Raw genomic sequence first — 18,552 nt, 5'->3', positions numbered from 1 at the left:
TGAATTGAAATGAAACTTACGAAAACGTACATTCTCGAACAATTTGCTGCTCAGCGTGTGGGCGAGAAGGATGCGCTTGCAATGCTTATGGAGCTTACCAATTTGGGCACAAGTAGCGCCGAAGCGGTCAATTCGGATATTGCAATTATCGGTATGGCTTGTAAATTACCGGATGCGGATAACCTTGAGCAGTTCTGGAGCAACTTATCCGCTGGCAAAGAATCGATCGGAGCTCCGCCGGCAGAACGAGTACCGGACATAGCCGTACTTGCAGACGAATTATTCGGACAAGCGAAGTACAGTTTCGCAAAGATTGGTTATCTCAGGCATGTCGATCGTTTCGACAATGCCTTTTTTAATATTTCTCCTGCTGAGGCCCGCAGTATGGACCCGTATCAGCGGCTGTTTCTGGAGCTCGCATGGGAAGCGATTGAGCATGCGGGATATAGTTCTGCGATGATGAACGGTAGCCGAACTGGCGTCTTCCTTGGGTATTGCGACAATGAATCTCAGTACCAGCGATATATGGAGAAAGTTGACGCGTCGTCACTGGCAGGTAACATTGCGGCTATAATTGCTTCACGCATCTCGCACTATTTGAATTTACTCGGGCCAAGCCAGCTCATTAATACGTCATGCTCATCATCCCTAACAGCGCTACACCAGGCCTGTTTAGCTATTCAGAACAATGATTGCGATCGTGCTTTAGTCGGCGGAGTAAATTTATCTCTATTTCCAATTGAGCAGGACACTGACTTCGGCATTTTATCTTCAGGATGCAGAACGAAGGCTTTTGATGATTCGGCCGATGGAACGGTCACCGGAGAGGGGCTCGGAATTGTATACATAAAAGCTTACGATCAGGCGGTTAAAGACGGCGATTTCATCCATGCTGTAATCAAAGGATCCGCTGTCAACTCAGACGGACGGTCTAGCGGTATAACCGCGCCAAATGCAATTGCACAGAGTGATACAATTCGCATGGCTTGGAAGCGGGCCAATATTAACCCAGAGACAATCTCATACATTGAGGCGCACGGTACGGGCACCCGGTTAGGCGATCCTATTGAAATTGAAGGACTCCAGAATGCTTTCCGATTCTATACAGACAAAAAACAATTTTGCGGAATCGGTTCGTTAAAGAGCAACATTGGACACACGGTTGCCGCATCCGGTATAGCGGGTATTATTAAGGTTGTATTAATGATGCAGCATCGCATGATTCCCCCGACGCTACACGTGACGAAGCCGAATTCATTAATACCTTTTATAGATTCGCCCGTTTATATTAACGAGACTTTGCTGCCATGGGATACGTGTGAATGGCAGCCTGTCCGCCGAGCCGGCGTAAGTGCGTTCGGTCTAAGCGGAACGAATGTTCATATTATAGTTGAAGAAACGGACTCAAAGGAACGACACAACCGCTCACTTGAGCCAACACAGGCTGTGCTGGTGCTGTCAGCCAAGACTTTGGCATCTCTGCGGGAGTACGTGCGGCGATTCGCTGAATATATGCCGTCCACCGAGTATGACCTGATTGATATATGTGCCACCTCTACCTGCGGAAGGGATGCACATCGTTATCGTATTGCAATAGCAGCTGCGAGCAAAGAAGAACTAAGAACCAAAGTGACACAGCTTACAGAACAATGGCCGGAAGAAGGATGGCCATCCTTCACAGGAAAAGGCATCTATCTAGGCAATACCGACGAACTTTGTGTTAGTGCCCGGATGATCAAGGAGGATACGAAGGCTGAGGCGATGGGCAGAGCTTTTGCCGGCGGCAGCGACATCGATTGGGTGGCGTACTATCGGGAGGTGGAATGGAGACGAGTACCACTTCCTACATACCCTTTTTCGAAAACACGCCATTGGGCTAATCACCATACTGAACAAGCTGCGATTGGGATCGAGCAAGCTACAGCAATTGAAATTGATGAGACCGATTCAGTCCGTGAACATGCGGACATTCACGACATTGCACGTTCGACATTTCTATTTGGAGAGAGTTTACTTGCACATGCCGGATATAAGCAGCCTGCCGATATGTTCGATGAAGAGGCGCTTTTCGTCGCCAACTATTTCATGCAGTTATTTAGGGGTAAAGGGCTGTTCTGCGAGGCTAAGGGTCATACCTTAGATGAAATATGCGCCGCCGTAAGCTTGGATACGAAGCAGGTACGTCTGTTCCGATACATTCTCAGCCTGCTCGTTGAGACCGGTTACGTGACGCTAAATGGTTCGGAGTATGAGATAAGCGCCAGAGCCGAAACTGCTGACGTGGAGGCTTACTTCGAAGAATGTTTGATTCGGTTCCCCGGTAACCAAGGGACATGGCGTTTGTTGAAGCATTGTCTATCCCACTATGAAGAAGTTTTGTCTGGCGCTATCAACCCGTTGCAGGTATTATACCCTGACGGAACATCGCACTTCTTCAAATCGTTCGAAGATGAAAGCAAGTCTTTCGGGGATCTGTGCGGATTAATGGCCGTTGAGACGATTGCACAATATATAAGATCTTATAGCGGCAAAGTCCGTATTCTCGAAGTAGGCGGCGGTACAGGAAGCTTGACACAGTTGCTGCTTCCTAAGATAAAAGATGCTCAGTACGAATACACGTTTACCGACATCGGAAACTCTCAACTAATCCAAGCCCGGAAGCAGTTCGAAGGCGAATATCCAAATTTGACTTACAAATTACTGGATATAGGGAAGCAGCCAAGCGAGCAGGGCTTCAAGCACCATAGCTATGACATCATAATTGCCTATAATGTGATTCATGCAACGCAAGATATTCGCGGTTCACTGCTAATGCTTCATACATTGCTTGCGAGTAAAGGGATTTTGTGTAGCCTAGAGCTTGTTAAAAACAGAGCGTCCACTAACCTGATATGGGGGCTTGCCGAAGGCTGGTGGGCGTTTAAAGATGTTGAGCTTCGGGTACATACTCCGTTGATTGACCACTTGCGCTGGGAGAAAGCATTGAGGGATACCAATTACGAGGCTGTCGGCTCATATCCTGTAGAGAGAGAGTCCCGAGAATTAGCGGAAACGATGCTCGTTATCGGACAATCTAGCTATTATCCGCAAGCGTATCAAGATTGGACGTATGAGATTTTTTGGAAACAAAGTGAGCTGTCCCCATCTTCTACCCGCTCCTCACTACGAGGAAACTGGCTTGTATTCATTGACGAATATGGGATTGGAGATGCGGTGGCGCAATCCCTCCGATCTAGCGGCAATAGCGTCTATACAATTAGTCGGGGGGAAACGTTTGCTCAAGAGCAAGCCGACTGGTTTGTTATGAACGTTACGACTAATAGTGATTACATGAGATTACTCCATTTGCTGCAAGAGCAAGATGTCAACATTAGTGGTATTGTTCATTTGTGGTCGTTAGATATTCCTTATCAAGACAATTCATATACTCCAGAGCAAATTGAAAGCGCTCAGGAGCTCGGATCGTATAGTTTATTTCACTTGGCAAAAGCACTTATTGCGTTAAATGTAGACCATTCTATTGAAATTCGGATTGTTACTGATCGGTCACAGGCTGTGTCCATAGCCGAAGAGGTTTATCCTGCCCAGGCACCGATTGTCGGCTTAGCCAAAGTGATCCCGCAAGAAAATCCGAGGCTTCAATGCTACGTCACGGATCTGGCGATCGGGCAATTGTCAGCAACACAACTTGCGCAACAGGTAGTACAGGAAATTAGGTTTAATTATGAAGATTCGTTGGTTGCATATCGGGATAAACGGATCGTTCCCGAGATGAGAAGAAGTGATATCGATGTAATTCCCGATATAGTTACACCGATCACCCTGCGTGCCGGCGCCGTTTATATACTCGTAGGCGGAGCAGGTAAGCTTGGACTTCAAATCGGCAAGCATATAGCAAGCAAAGCTAATGTTACACTCATTATCGTAAACCGTACCTCGCTCCCGCCGAAGGAGGAATGGAACGATTGGATTACCCGCCCCGGGTGCAGCTTGGCGGAAGCGGCCAAGATGAAGGCAATGCTCGAGATTGAGGGGATGGGCTCGACGGTGGCCTATTATGCGGCAGATGTATCTGATCCGGATCAGATGGAGACGATCTTACACGAGGTTAAGCATCGCTATGGTCCAATTAACGGCGTAATTCACAGCGCCATGCAGCAGTCGTTCGACCCTATTGCCGTCAAATCGTTTGACAATTTCCGTGATGGAATGAAGGCGAAATTGGCTGGAACAGTAGTCTTAGACGTTCTTGTGGAAACGGAGAACCTGGAGTTCTTTATTATGTTCTCTTCGCTCGCATCCATATGGGGAGGAGCGACGGGAAGTGACTATGTCGCTTCGAATAGCTTTTTGGATGCATATAGTGCGTATCGCCGTTACAAAGGTAAGCATGCGCTTGCAATAAACTGGTATGCATTCGAGGGAATTACAGGGCCCGGCTTTATTGGTTATATGCCGATAGCAGGCGGAATGCAATCTTTTGACGCCATCCTGTCTAAAGATGTCAATCAAATGGTTATCGGACAGTTTGATTTGGAAATCTTGCAGCAGTGGAGGCCTTCCCTAAAGATTAGACTCTCGGATGACGTTTTCGTTCGGGGGGAGGAGTATCCGAATATCCACACACTGAAAGGTTCGGCGATTAACAGGAACGATTCATCCGTGGTTCTAACTGGCAAGGAGGATGGAAGCGCATACACAGCCGATGAGCTGGCTGTGGGCCAGATTTGGTCTGAAGTGCTCGGCTATGAAACTTTAAGTCTCGACGATGACTTTTTTGCTTTAGGTGGTGATTCTCTACTGGCGATCGGTATTGTGACACGGCTGGCCAAGCATGCTTCGGCTGCGGTTACGATCAACGATATTTTCATCAACCCGACGATTCGTCAGCTTGCAGCAATCATTGGGTCAGTGAGTGTTGAAGAGCAGGTTCTAGCCATCCCGATAGCACAGTGGGCAGAATATTATCCCGCCACCTCTTCCCAGCAGAGGATCTACGTACTGGAACAAATGCAAAATGGTTCGGTAGCCTACAACATTCCGACTGTTCTGCAGCTTGAAGGGGAACTTGATCGGGAACGGTTTGAAGCTTCGTTTCGATTGTTAATTGAACGGCACGAATCATTCCGTACATGCTTTACAATTAACGACGGCGTGCTTGTACAGCGAATTATGGATGAGGCCGATTTCACACTTGAATACGAGGAGCTCTCTGAGGCATCCGTCATCCGAGACGAATTGAATCGGGCTATTAGACCGTTCGATCTGACGAAGGCACCGCTGCTACGCAGCAAATTGTTCCGCATAGAGCCGAATAAACACGTGTTGGTGCTTGATATGCACCACATCATTTCCGATGGTGTATCGATTGGTATTCTTATTAACGAATTTTTCCATTTTTATCGTGCTGAATCTTTACCTGCACTTCGTATTCAGTATAAAGATTTTAGCGTATGGCACAACAATCGGCTGAAGGATGGAAGCTTTAAGAAACAAGAGGAATATTGGTGTTCCGTTATGTCGGGTCAACTGCCCGTACTGAACCTGCCGACCGATTTCCCGCGACCGCTTGTGAAAAGCTATAACGGAAGCGTGCTGACGTTTGAGGTGGGTGCTGATCTGACCGATAGCATTATTAGTTTTGGCCAGCAACGCGGCACGACATTATATATGACACTGCTGACTGCGCTGAATATTATGTTCGCCAAATATAGTGGTGATGAGGATATTATTATTGGTTCACCGGTTGCCGGAAGAAATTATGTGGAGCTGGAAGGGATAGCAGGCCTGTTCCTCAATACGCTTGCAATGCGGAACTTTCCCAGAAGAGACAGTCGGGTAGCCGATTTTATGGAAGAGATTAAACAAAATACGCTGGCTGCGCTTTCGCGTTCGGAATATCCGTTTGAAATGCTAGTTGATCGACTGTCTCTCCAGCGGGATACGTCCCGTAATCCGCTCTTCGACATCATGTTCATTCTGCAGAATACAGGTGATGCTAAAGAAGTGCTGCATGAGCATGATGATAAGCTGAAGATCCATCCATACCCATTCGAACAGCGTTCCTCACAGTTCGATCTGACATTCGATATTATCGAGCGGAATAAGCGGCTTATCGTAGATATTGAGTACTCTGACGAACTGTTCCGGAAGGAAACGATCGAAATTATGGCAGGTCACTTCACTGCGGTTCTGCGAGCGTTAGTAGAGCAGGCGGATCAAAAAATTGGTCAGATATCATTATTGTCCGTCGAAGAGCGATCGCTCCTGATTGACCAATGGAACGTTAACAAAACGCTTCATTCGCGGGAGAAGACGGTTGTTCAATTATTCGAGGAGCGTGCAGGTCTTCATCCGGTTCTTCGCGCGGTACAAGACGGGCAGCGCGAGCTCACATACGGGGAGCTGAACAAGAGGGCGAATCGTGTGGCTGCTAGGTTGTTAGAGAATGGGGCTAGACCGGATCGTTTCGTTGCACTACTAATGAACAGATCAGTTGATATGATGATCGGCCTACTAGGTATATTAAAGTCTGGAGCTGCATTGGTTCCGATCGATCCCAATTATCCTGAGGAGCGAATTAATTACGTCTTGGAAGACAGCGGATTAAGCCTGGCTGTAGCTGACCGTTCGTTGACGCACAAGCTGAGCGGCATGTCTGCAATCATTCATGTGGATGAAATGGACGATGGAACTGAGTCCGATACCAACCCGCTTATTCAGGCGACGTCTGAACATCTCGCTTATATGATCTATACTTCGGGATCAACGGGCAGGCCCAAAGGCGTCATGATAGAACACCGGAATCTGACCGCATTTAAAGCGGGAGTTGAAGCTGCAGCCGATTTTATTTACGGTGGGAACTGGCTTGCACTAACGACAATCAGCTTTGATATCTTCATTCTTGAAACCATTCTGCCACTACTTAACGGGTCGTCAGTCATGATTGCCTCGGAGCATGACCAGATTAATCCACATTCGATCAAGCAACTGATCCTTGATCATAACGTGAATATGATTCAGTTGACGCCATCCCGTCTGCAGCTGCTGCTTGAAGATTCTAGTCTGCCAGAGGCCATTCTTCGTTTACAAATGATTTATGTCGGAGGGGAGGCCCTTCCTCTTAAGCTTCTGCAGCGGCTTCAAGCAAAGACCGAAGCGAAAATTTATAATATGTACGGCCCGACCGAAACCACGATCTGGTCTACGGTACAAAATCTGACCTGCGCGAACAAGGTAACGATCGGCCGACCGATTCCGAATATGCAGGTCTATATCCTTGACCGGAACATGCAACCGGTAGGTATTAATATTATCGGTGATCTATATATCACAGGAGAGGCCGTCGCGAGAGGATATTATGGCAGGAATGAACTAACGGCCGACCGATTCATCCCTTGTCACTTCAATCCGGGACAACGAATGTATAGAACCGGAGATTTGGCCAGATGGAGGCCTGACGGAAGCATCGAATATGCTGGACGTGACGATTTTCAGGTGAAAGTGAAGGGTTATCGGATTGAATTGGGAGAGATTGAGCAATCGCTATGTAAACATGACAGCATACAAGAGGCGGTAGTCACTTTGGCAGGGCAGGAAACAGCGAACCCTTATTTGACAGCTTACTATATAGGAGATTACGAGATTGAGACCAAGCAATTGCAGCTTCTCCTTAGCAAGACTTTACCCGATTATATGGTGCCGTTGGCTTACACCTATATGAAGAACTGGCCTTTGACACCGAACGGCAAGTTGGATCGGCTAGCGCTCCCGGAGCCTACACGCAATATTATGTCACCTGTGGCGGCAGGCGCCACAAGCACGCTTTCTTCAATTGAACAGCAGTTGTGGGACATTTGGAGTGAGTTACTGCAAACAGACGCTCTCGGAGTCTACCACAACTTCTTTGAGATGGGCGGCAACTCGCTTGCAATTGTTCTGGTGCATGAGAAGCTGGAAGCATTGTATCCTGGTACAGTTCGCATTGTAGATCTGTTTGCCTATCCGACGATTTCGTCACTTGCCCAATTTATTGAAGATCAGTTAATGGGAGCGGAAATTAATTTTAGTGAAGACGATGGCGATTATTGGATGTATGAGATGGAGGGGCCTATATTACGGTTGCCGCGTGAGTATAAGAAGCAGGCTCGCCTGGTTAAGCAAGAGCGGATTATGCTGAGCTCCCATGTTGAAGGCGAGCGGTATGCAAGACTGCAGCGGGCGGCCGATCACGAGAAAGTTGAGGCTATTGATATTCTTCTTGCCCTATACGTGCACCTATTGTCGCAGATTATGGGTAGTGAGGATATTTATTTGGAGCAAGCGGTACAAGGTTCCTACGGTCCGACTATTCGTCCGCTTCGTATTGAGCTGAATCGCTGCAGTAATTTCTCTGAGTTGTTCCTTCTCATTCATCAGAAGCGGCTATTTGCCTCCTTAAGCCAATGGGATGACTCGTTCTGGAGGAAGCAAAAGCAGGAGAACCGGCAAGCAGATGACATAATTCCATTGTTCAGCGAACTGTCCAACTATTCACGCCTAAATAATATGGAGCATGATCTTGTCCACGTTGTGGAACTGATGCCGGATGGCATCGTATTCCGCACAGTATTTAATGGTTCCTGCTTACATCAACGTGGTGTTAGCTCATTACTTGATGATTATGAGCAGCTCTTAATGATGCTGCTTGACGAGTATGCTACTTAATGAAGAGAGGAAGACACACATGGACAACCTGGCGTTGTTATTTCCCGGGCAAGGATCTCAATATGTGGGGATGGGACGAATCTTTTATAATCGGTACGCGATTGCACGAGAGACATTCGAACAAGCGGAGGATACGTTAGGGTATTCGCTTAAAGAGATGTGCTTCTCCGGTAACATGGAACAGCTCTCCATGACAGAATTCGCCCAGCCTGCCATTCTGACAGTTAGTATGGCTGCGTTCCGAGTGTTTCAGCAAGAATTTAATATTCAGCCTGCACTTGCTGCGGGTCATAGCTTAGGAGAAATTACAGCCCTTACTTGTTCGGGGACTATTCGCTATGCAGATGCACTGCAAATCGTGCGGAGCAGAGGGCAGCTGATGCAGCAGGCTGTCTCAGAAAAAGAAGGTGCGATGTCAGCTGTCATCGGCTTGAAGGCCGAAGTTATCGAGCAATTGTGCAAGGAGTATTCTCTAGACGAACGAGTTGTTGTTATTGCAAATTATAATGCGGCCCACCAGATCGTTATTTCAGGTCATGCCGAAGAGGTACGGAAGGTGGGAGAGACATGCCTGGAATTAGGAGCGACTTCCGTAGTTGGCCTTCAAGTCAGTGCACCGTTCCATTCGCCATTAATGCAGCCTGCAGTAAGCCGCATGAGGGAGGTGCTAGGCCAATTCCAGTACCATGACCCTAAGTGGCCGGTATTATCGAGTACGACAGGCCGGCTGTACGAAGCGACTGATGATATTGTAGAGAAGCTGGCTAGCCAACTTATATTACCGGTGAATTGGCAGGCAGTCATGGACTATGTTGCTGTACATGCAGTATCAGCTATCGAGATCGGTCCGCGCAATGTGCTAAAAAATCTAGCACGCAGCGCGCCCTTCCAGGTATTCGGATTCGAGAAGCTGGAAGACATACTCGGCTTTCGGCAAGGAATCGAAGACGAGAAGGAACGTATGCAATCGTCGGTTACACAGTTAGTGGATAGGGCTCTCGCAATCATTGTTTGCACCAAGAATCGGAACCCGCAAGCTGACGAATACGAGCACGGTGTGTTAGGCCCATACGCAGAACTCCTCGCATTGAGAGCAAGTCTGGAAAGCGGGAAAGTACAGGCTACCGCAACGGAAGTAGACATTGCTTATTCATTGCTAATGAGTATGATGATTGCGAAGCAAGCGCCGATGGAGGAGCAGGTTATCCGCTATAATCAGCTGTTTCAAGAGACGGGGCATCGAAACCTGGTATCGGAAAAAGTGTTAACTAATGCCTGAACCAAAGGGCAGGTATATAGGAAGGAGAATTAGGTGTGGGTAAGTTTCTGGGACTGGACAGATTTAAGCTGGATCGTAGCCATACATCTTCCCAGCCCGAAAGCCGGGACAACGCAGTGAGCGGAGGTATCGCTGTAATAGGAATGGCGTGCCGGTTCGGCAGGACGAATAGTCCAACTGAATTCTGGAATATTCTGAGGGATGGAGAAGACTGCATCATAGATATGCCAATCGGGAGGCAGCAGGATTTATTGCCGCTAATTCGAAAAAAAGGTATGGATGATGAAAATATTCGCTTTCGAAAAGCGGCATATTTAGAGGAAATTGATAAATTTGATCCGGCATTTTTTCGTTTATCCCCGAAAGAAGCAGGGCTAATGGATCCTAATCAGCGGCTTTTTCTGGAAGCCTGCTGGGAGGCCATAGAGGATGCAGGCTATGGGGGCGACAGTCTTGCAGGCAGCCGCACCGGCGTGTTCGTTGGGTTCAGCAGTGACTTTGGTGAGGAATATAAGCGGATGATTAAGGAGATCGATCCAGAGCTGTTGTCTCTGTCTGCGGTTGGCAATATCAAATCGGTCATTGCCTCGCGCATCTCGTATTTATTGAACCTTAAAGGACCAAGCATGTTGGTAGACACCGCATGCTCCTCTTCTCTGATGGCTGTACATTTGGCGTGTCAGTCTATTCGAAGAAGGGAATCCGATATGGCACTTGCCGGCGGTGTAAAAGTCATTTTAATGGCTCTAGATGACGGCAGCAATGAACTCGGCATACTTTCGTCGGATGGTAGAACCAGAGCGTTCGATCATCACTCGGAGGGGACAGGCATTGGTGAGGGCGTCGGTGCTATACTATTAAAACCGTTGGAACAAGCGATCGCGGACGGGGATCCAATCTATGCGGTTATTAAAGGAAGCGCAACGAATCAAGATGGTGCTTCGGCCGGATTGACTGCTCCCAATTCCATCGCTCAACAAGATGTCATTGTTCAGGCATGGAAGGAGGCTCGAATAGATCCGAACACGCTGAGCTATATTGAAGCGCATGGAACGGGGACCAAATTAGGGGACCCCATAGAAATAGACGGATTAGAACGAGCTTTCCGTCATTACACGGATCGTCATCAGTTTTGCGCGATCGGTTCGGTGAAGACTAACATCGGGCATACCGATCATCTTGCTGGAATTGCCGGTATGATAAAAGTCATTTTATCGATGAAGAATAAACAACTGCCGCCACACCTACATTTCAAAAGCTCCAATCGAAATATTCGGTTCGAGTCTTCCCCAGTATATGTAAATGATACGCTGGCTGATTGGAAAGTGGACAAGGGTATCCGACTCTCAGGAATTAGTTCATTTGGTTTAAGTGGCACTAACGTACATCTCGTATTGGAAGAAGCGCCTTCTGATGTAGAAGATAAGCTTTCGTCCGAAGATGAGATGTCATCCTGTTACGAAGGTATTTTTACATTGTCAGGGATGACGGCGAACAGTTTGAAAGATTTACTGAAGCGCTATCGTTCATGGTTCGCGGCGCAAAGTGGACATTTCTCAGACGTGCGTAACATTAGTTATACAGCCAATGTCGGCCGTAGTCATTACAGTTATCGATTATCGATTGTTTATGTCGGCATAGAGGATTTGATATCTAAGATTGACACAGCCTGTGACAGCGATCTGGATACGCTTACCCATTCAGATATTTATTACGGCTGGCATAAACAAGCATCGAACAGGAAACCGGGAGGGCCCGGAACGGAACCTACAGCTGCAAGTAGTACAGACTTCAGTCGTCTCGCGGAGAGCCTAGTGCAGCAGCTTGTTAGAACGTCCGATTCGACCATAGATGGGCTCCGAGAACTAGCAAGATTGTATGCGCAAGGCGCAGATGTTCGTTGGAAAAGCCTATATTCGTTTAAATCAAACCAACGGGTTCATTTACCGGCGTACCCGTTTGAGCGGAAGCGATGCTGGCCGGACTTGAGCGCTGTCCGGGCAGCCAAACCGAGTTCATCCGGCGCAGAGGTTCTCGGTTACGGGGAAGAGTACATACACCCGCTACTGCAAATAAACGTGTGGGAAGCAACCGATCAATCATTATTCATTTCAAATTTTAGTACAGACAGTTGGATATTGTCGCAACATAAACTGTTCGGTCAATTTGTTGTTCCGGGAACTACATATATCGAGATGGCGATGCAGGCAGGCCAAGCCTATAGACGGCTTCCTGTTACGAAACTGTATGACTTCGTATTCCTGGAGCCGATTATTCTGACTGAGAACACATCTTGCAGGGTGCAAAGTATGATTCGCAGAGAAGGCGAGCATATCCATTTCAAAGTAATCAGCAAGCGTGAAGGTGAACATCATTGGCGGGAGCATGCACAAGCTAAGCTCGAATTCGACAGACTTCTGTTACCCGACCCTACCATTGACTTCAGTAACATGCAGAAGGAAGCTCACAATGTGCTTCACGCTACGGACATTTATAATGGGAATATTGACCAGAATTACGGTCCCCGGTTCAAAAATTTAAAGAAGGTATGGGTGAATGGTAATACGGTGCTATGCCACTTGAAGCTGGCCGATACCGAAGATCTGAATCATTATTGTCTGCATCCCGGGCTGCTGGACAGCGCCGTAGGAAGTATGGTGTATTGCGGCTTATTAGGCAACGAGTTGTATCTTCCTTTCACCTACAAAGAAGTTTCTTTTTATCGTGCGCTTCCAAGTGAAATATATTGTGTTTGCACAAGAATTGACGATCCCGGCGTGCAGGGAGAAATTGTGAAATTCAATCTATCTATCATGGATCGATATGGAGAGGTTCTGGCCCAAATTCATGAATACTCGGTCAAACGGGTAAACGAGCTTTCAGCCCAACGTCTTCTTGACTTATCGGATACCTCCGCAAATATAATTTGGCGGTTGGCTTGGCGGCGAGAGGATAAACCTTACAATGAAGATCCGTCGTTTGACGTGCCTATTGCTGTGTTCCGTTATGAAGGGGATAGCTGCAATAGACTTGATCGTGACAAGAATGGCCGACGTCTGAATGTGTTCGATAATATCATGAACGGGCAGCAGGATCAGGCTGAGTTCAATGCAATGGTGTCTGAATTAAGAGCTAAGAGTATTGAAACTGTCATATATATGGCTCCTGCGGAATGGCACAATGATACGCCCGATGAAGAGGTCATAACTGATTTGTTTCGGCTGTTCCGCGCCTTAGTCAGTGAAAAGCTGCATGAACGACTTACGTTGTGTATTGTGACTGAAGGTGCATACCAAGTTACAGTAGAGGATGCGGTAGTAGTACCGAGAAACAGGGGGCTATTGTCTTTGGGCAGCGTCATCAATCAAGAACACCAGACGTTGCACTGTATATGCATAGATGTCGATGGACAAGTCGATATCTTAAGGATGATCAGACAAGAGTCTGCATTAAATACGCAATCTCCGGTCGCTTACCGGAGCGGCAATCGCTATGTTATGGAGTTAGATCGGTCGATTGTGACTCCTGAAACTAACGAGTTATCCATACAGGCAAATGGCGTGTATGTCATTACAGGCGGTCTAGGTGGAATCGGACTGGAAATCGCCTCCTGCCTTGCCGACTTGAATTCGAAAGTGACAATAGCATTAATAAGCAGAACCACATTGCCTCATAGAGATCTATGGGATGATATCACCGCATCGTCGGATGACAATAAGCTGACCTCGCGGATTCAGAAGATCCGCGACCTTGAGGCTACGGGAGCGACAATAATTAGCTTCACGGTAGATGTTGCGGATTCTTCGGCAATTGAATCGTTATTCGTAGGGTTGCGGGAACGATTTGGTCGTATCAATGGAATTGTTCATGGTGCTGGAATAGCAGGAGACGGCTTCTTATTCAGGAAGGAGGAGTCTGGATTCACTGACGTGTTGCTGCCGAAAGTACGTGGTGCCATCGTACTGGATTCGCACACCGAATCCGACGAGCTCGATTTCTTTATTGTATTCTCATCGATAACCGGCTGGCTTGGCGGGGTAGGACAAGGTGATTACGCGGCGGCAAGTGCTTATCTTGATGCATTCGCACAAGCCCGGACCATGCGCGGTAAGCCTACTCTTGCAATCGCGTGGAGTGCATGGAAGGAGACCGGGATGGCGGTCGATTATAATGCAGTAACGGAAAATTCCATATTTAAGCCCCTTTCTACTGCTATTGCATTGCAAGCATTCAGACGGTTATTAATGGCTTCGAATGGGCAGGTTACGGTTGGCGAGCTCAATTACGACCGTATCAGTACAGTGAAGAACGAGCATCCGATTATGCTTGCCAATGCGGTTCAAATTGAAGTTGATAAGCGAGTATATGAGTCCGACCGACAAGGCTTTGGTTCTGGCACTCAGCTTAAGTGTGTACGTCTGCTAGGTAAGCAGGAAGAGGAGATTTCGCCAACGGAACGGAAGTTGGCTGATATATGGGGAGATATCTTAGGTATCGAGGAGCTTAACGTCTACGACAATTTTTATGATCTGGGCGGAGACTCGATTATTGCGGTTAAATTATCTAGCCATATTGCGCATTATATGAATCGCGAGGTTGACGTTACCGACATTTTTAATTATTTGACAATAGCCGAACTTGCCCGATTTCTAGTTCCGGCTGGCGAAACCGAAACGGATAAGCAAGAAATAGAGGAGCAGGGTCAACCGCAAGTGCCCTCCATAAACCGGACATCTGGTGCTGATGCTGCAAGGGGACAGCAGCAAGGTGAATATAATTATGCCAATCAGCTGTCTTGGCGCCAATTCAATTGCTATGACAGGGGATTAGCACTTATGATGACGGCTGACGAATCGTTGATCCAGCATTTCAAGCTGCTGCTGGGGATGAAGAGGGGGTTTGACTTGCAGGATGAAGGCTACCCTTTCGATTATTATAGTCAAGAGGAAGTGAGTGGGTACCCTTCCGACAACGAGTTACTTCAACAATTCGGTTATTGTGTTCGCACCGAGAAGGTTGACGATATGCAGCAGCTGCACAGGATGATTACTCGTCAACTAGATAATAAAATGCCAGTTATGGTTTCATTTGACGAGTATTATACGTTCTATACGCCATTTTATATGAAAGAGCATACGGATCACCTGACCATACTTACCGAGTACGATGCGGATAAAAAGTTGTATATGATAATCAACCATAATCATCTGGCAAGGACGAGCCATCAGAAAGTTTCGTATGGTCAGTTCATGACAACTTATCAAACGATCGAAGAGATTTATGCATTCCTGCCGGAAGAGTCCAGATGCATTCTAACACTTGAACGGGTGCCGGACAGCGAAGCTCCGCTCCAGTTTGATTATGCGCAGCAATTGAATCGACTGCTGTTGGCATTGCAGGACAAGCAGCAGGTAGGGAGAGAGTTCGAAAATATATATGCTCTAGTGGAACGTCCAGAACTTGAGGAAAGTGAACTAAAGGAAGCGTTGAATGAAATATATGTAAACCTTGGCGGCAAAGAGCTATGGGTGCAGACCTTGCTTGATTGGTACGTTCCTTCCGATAATCAAGAGCTCCGCCAATTAGGCGATAAGATTATAACGATCTCAAGCCGGTTGGTGAATAACTTTGTGTTAAGCATTTATAGAAAGAAGCGTATGAAACCATCCGATATAACTGTTGCGATTGAAGAGCTGCAACCGATAATGGCTGTATTTATTCAGAAGATGATTGACTACACAACGACACATGATACTGACATGAATGTGATAGGGGGAGGCAAGGATGTTGACCGGACAACTCCAATGGAAAGAACGAGCATTAAATAAGCTGTCAGATTTAGCTGGGATTGTAGGCCATACGCCATTAATGAAGCTGGATCATCCACATATCAACTTGTATTGCAAACTTGAGTTTCTGAACATAACCGGTAGTATTAAAGTTAGGCCAGCTTTATACGCGCTCTGCGAAGCGGTAAAGAGAGGTCAAATTACAGAGCATACGGTTGTGATTGAATCTTCTTCAGGTAACTTTGCGATCGCACTTGCAACAATTTGTAAAATGATTGGCACAAAATTTATTGCAGTAATTGATCCCAATATTTCTGCAACATCGGAGAAATTCTTGAAACAAATTGCCTACGATGTCGTCAAAGTGACGGATCGTGATGAAACCGGGGGGTATCTGTTAAACCGAATTCACATGGTCCAGCAACTGCAAAATAAAATAAGCGATAGCTACTGGACCAATCAGTACGGAAACCCGGATTGTTATCGTGCATATTATTATGGTTTAGGTGAAGAATTGGTCAGTAGTTTGGATAAGATAGACTATGCTTTCATTGGCGTCGGCTCAGGGGGTACGGTTACGGGGCTTTCGAAAATACTGAAAGAGAAGTTAGAAGGTATAAAAATAGTCGGCGTTGATACTCTAGGGTCGGTAATCTTTGATCAGGCACCTCGGAAACGGCATATTCCGGGGATAGGTTCAAGCATTAAGCCGAGCATATTGCGAGAGGCTAGCATTGATGAGGTTATATTTGTATCGGAGGTTGACGCAGTAACCTCTTGCAATCTAATGTTTGAATGTCATGGTCTGTTTGTAGGGGGCTCAACCGGAAGTGTGTATCATGCTATTCAACAATATTTTGATTCAATCGACATAGGCTCACAGCCCAATGTCGTTTTTTTGTGTGCAGATGGCGGTACAGCTTATTTGGATACAGTCTACAACTCCGAATGGTTTGAGTGGTTACATGCGATGGAAAATGCAACAACAGTTCTTTCATAAGAGATATCGAAATGGAAAGCGGAGGCTGAGATATATGTTGTATTTGAACACAGCGGACTTGGTGAAATGTGGATTGAATTGGTGTGAAACAGTAGGTGTTATCGAAGAAACGGTACGATTGCTGCATACAAATGACTACAATCAGCCCATTAAGCCTTATCTGCGTTACTATGATCCAGTTAATCGAATTATTGCTATGCCTGCCTTCGTAGGAGGCGACATATTTGCTGCCGGTATCAAATGGATTGCCAGCTTTCCTGGAAATTTAGCGATAGGGATGAAGAGAGCCCACTCGGTTACTATTTTGAATGACACATCAACAGGTAAAGCTCTAGCAACTATCAATTCAGCGCTGATCAGTGGCATTCGTACGGCTTCTGTATCAGGACTTGTAGTTCAATATTACGATACAATACGTAATTGGAATGATGGCGTCGTAGGCATAATCGGTTTTGGGCCGATAGGCCAACTTCATTTGGAAATGCTACAGGACCTTTTTGGAGACAAGATAAATAAATTCATCCTTTATGATATCGCTGGTGTTAACGTTAATGCTCTTTCCGAGGATATCAGACATAAAGTCGTCATCGCAGCACATTGGGTTGAGGCATATGAAGCTTCGGACATTGTCGTTACTTGCACAGTATCAAAGCATCGGTATATCGATCAACCGCCCAAACCAGGATCCTTGTTGCTCAATGTGTCGCTTAGAGATTATAAACCTGACATCATCAATCACACCTCGTCTATCATCGTTGATGATTGGGATGAAGTATGCAGAGAGAATACAGATATTGAAATGCTGGCAAAGGAGAGGGGATTAACCAAGGATCAAACCAAATCAATTGTAGAAATGGTATGTGTGGCTGAAAAATGTCGGTTCGCAGAAAGTGATCCCATCTATTTTAATCCTATGGGGATGGCCGTATTCGATATTGCGGTGGCTTCCTACTACTACAAGAAAGCATTATCGACTGGGAACGGAGTCCGATTAGATGATTAATGGCACAAGGGTAGAAAAGGAGAGTAATCAGGCTATTCGATTATGTTGTGTTTCTCATGCGGGGAGTTCAGCATCGATTTACATGAGTTGGCAGAAGTATCACAATGATCATATTAAAATCGATCCATTGGAGATAGCCGGGAGGGGTAAGAGGTTTGGTGAACCTTTTGCCCAAACGTTAAGTGATTGTGTTGAAGATATATTTCAATCAATGGTAGCCGATTCTGTGTTCAATGGTTCGGCTTACTCCCTGTTTGGCCATTCCATGGGGGCGACAATTGTGTATGAATTATATCGGAAAATTAAACTATTAAACCTTGTTCAGCCCAAACATATTTTTTTATCGGGGCAGAAACCGCCGCATTTGATGTCAAGTGGTATTAAATGCCATCTTATGTCGAATAAACAATTAATTGATAAGCTTAGAGATCTTGGAGGAACTTTAAAAGATCTGTTTGAGGACGTAAAGTTGCAGGATGTTTTTCTGCCCATTATTCGGTCTGACTATAAAATGATTGAAGAGTATCAACATGAAGGCCCGATAGGGAAATTTGGCTGCAATGTTACAGTTATGCACGGAACCAAAGATACATTAAACTTAGAGGAAGTAAAGGAGTGGGACCAATACAGCTCACCCGACACCAATGTTCGCTTTTTATTATACGAGGACGGGCACTTCTTTATTCAATCTCACCAAGCTGAGATTAATAAGGTAATAGCAAAAACGTTGGCAATGAGTTAGTTGCCCTCGTGCTTCTCTCAATAGTCAACTGGT

Annotated in this window: 6 protein-coding genes; all 6 read left to right on the top strand. The window is 46.3% G+C overall.

The features are described from left to right. The first annotated feature begins 9 nt into the window (after nt 1-9). The 6 genes from A3844_RS29325 to A3844_RS29300 are packed head-to-tail and all read left to right on the top strand — an operon-like array spanning nt 10 to nt 18,519. A complete protein-coding gene (locus A3844_RS29325) occupies nt 10-8,706 on the top strand; it encodes a hybrid non-ribosomal peptide synthetase/type I polyketide synthase (RefSeq protein ID WP_074109320.1) in 8,697 nt (2,898 codons plus the stop codon). A 19-nt stretch (nt 8,707-8,725) separates the two neighbouring features. Beyond that, complete coding sequence (fabD, locus tag A3844_RS29320) at nt 8,726-9,985, top strand: ACP S-malonyltransferase (RefSeq protein WP_074109319.1); 1,260 nt, start codon at nt 8,726-8,728, stop codon at nt 9,983-9,985. A gap of 35 nt (nt 9,986-10,020) precedes the next feature. Further along, the gene (locus A3844_RS33825; protein ID WP_074109318.1) at nt 10,021-15,813 is read left to right on the top strand and encodes a beta-ketoacyl synthase N-terminal-like domain-containing protein; all 5,793 of its coding nucleotides are present in this window, start codon (nt 10,021-10,023) and stop codon (nt 15,811-15,813) included. Next, on the top strand, nt 15,770-16,774 hold the full coding sequence (gene sbnA, locus A3844_RS29310; RefSeq protein WP_074109317.1) for a 2,3-diaminopropionate biosynthesis protein SbnA: 1,005 nt from the start codon (nt 15,770-15,772) through the stop codon (nt 16,772-16,774). Before A3844_RS33825 ends, sbnA begins: the two co-directional genes overlap by 44 nt. 34 nt (nt 16,775-16,808) lie before the next feature. Further along, nucleotides 16,809-17,777, top strand: coding sequence for a 2,3-diaminopropionate biosynthesis protein SbnB (locus A3844_RS29305; RefSeq protein WP_074083271.1), 969 nt, complete (start codon nt 16,809-16,811; stop codon nt 17,775-17,777). Then, nucleotides 17,770-18,519 carry a thioesterase II family protein gene (locus tag A3844_RS29300; protein WP_074109316.1) on the top strand — a complete coding sequence of 250 codons (750 nt, stop codon included), beginning with the start codon at nt 17,770-17,772 and terminating at the stop codon, nt 18,517-18,519. The genes A3844_RS29305 and A3844_RS29300 overlap by 8 nt, the downstream gene beginning before the upstream one ends. Nucleotides 18,520-18,552 lie beyond the last annotated feature (33 nt).

The sequence above is a fragment of the Paenibacillus helianthi genome (assembly GCF_001909055.1).
GTDB classification, from domain to species: domain Bacteria; phylum Bacillota; class Bacilli; order Paenibacillales; family Paenibacillaceae; genus Paenibacillus_AQ; species Paenibacillus_AQ helianthi.
This window is presented reverse-complemented; position numbering and strand designations above follow the sequence as displayed.

Excerpts from the sequence above, each read along its gene's own strand:
- A3844_RS29325 (WP_074109320.1), top strand. The coding sequence starts at position 10 with ATGAAACTTACGAAAACGTACATTCTCGAACAATTTGCTGCTCAGCGT.
- fabD (WP_074109319.1), top strand. The coding sequence starts at position 8,726 with ATGGACAACCTGGCGTTGTTATTTCCCGGGCAAGGATCTCAATATGTG.
- sbnA (WP_074109317.1), top strand. The coding sequence starts at position 15,770 with ATGTTGACCGGACAACTCCAATGGAAAGAACGAGCATTAAATAAGCTG.
- A3844_RS29305 (WP_074083271.1), top strand. The coding sequence starts at position 16,809 with ATGTTGTATTTGAACACAGCGGACTTGGTGAAATGTGGATTGAATTGG.
- A3844_RS29300 (WP_074109316.1), top strand. The coding sequence starts at position 17,770 with ATGATTAATGGCACAAGGGTAGAAAAGGAGAGTAATCAGGCTATTCGA.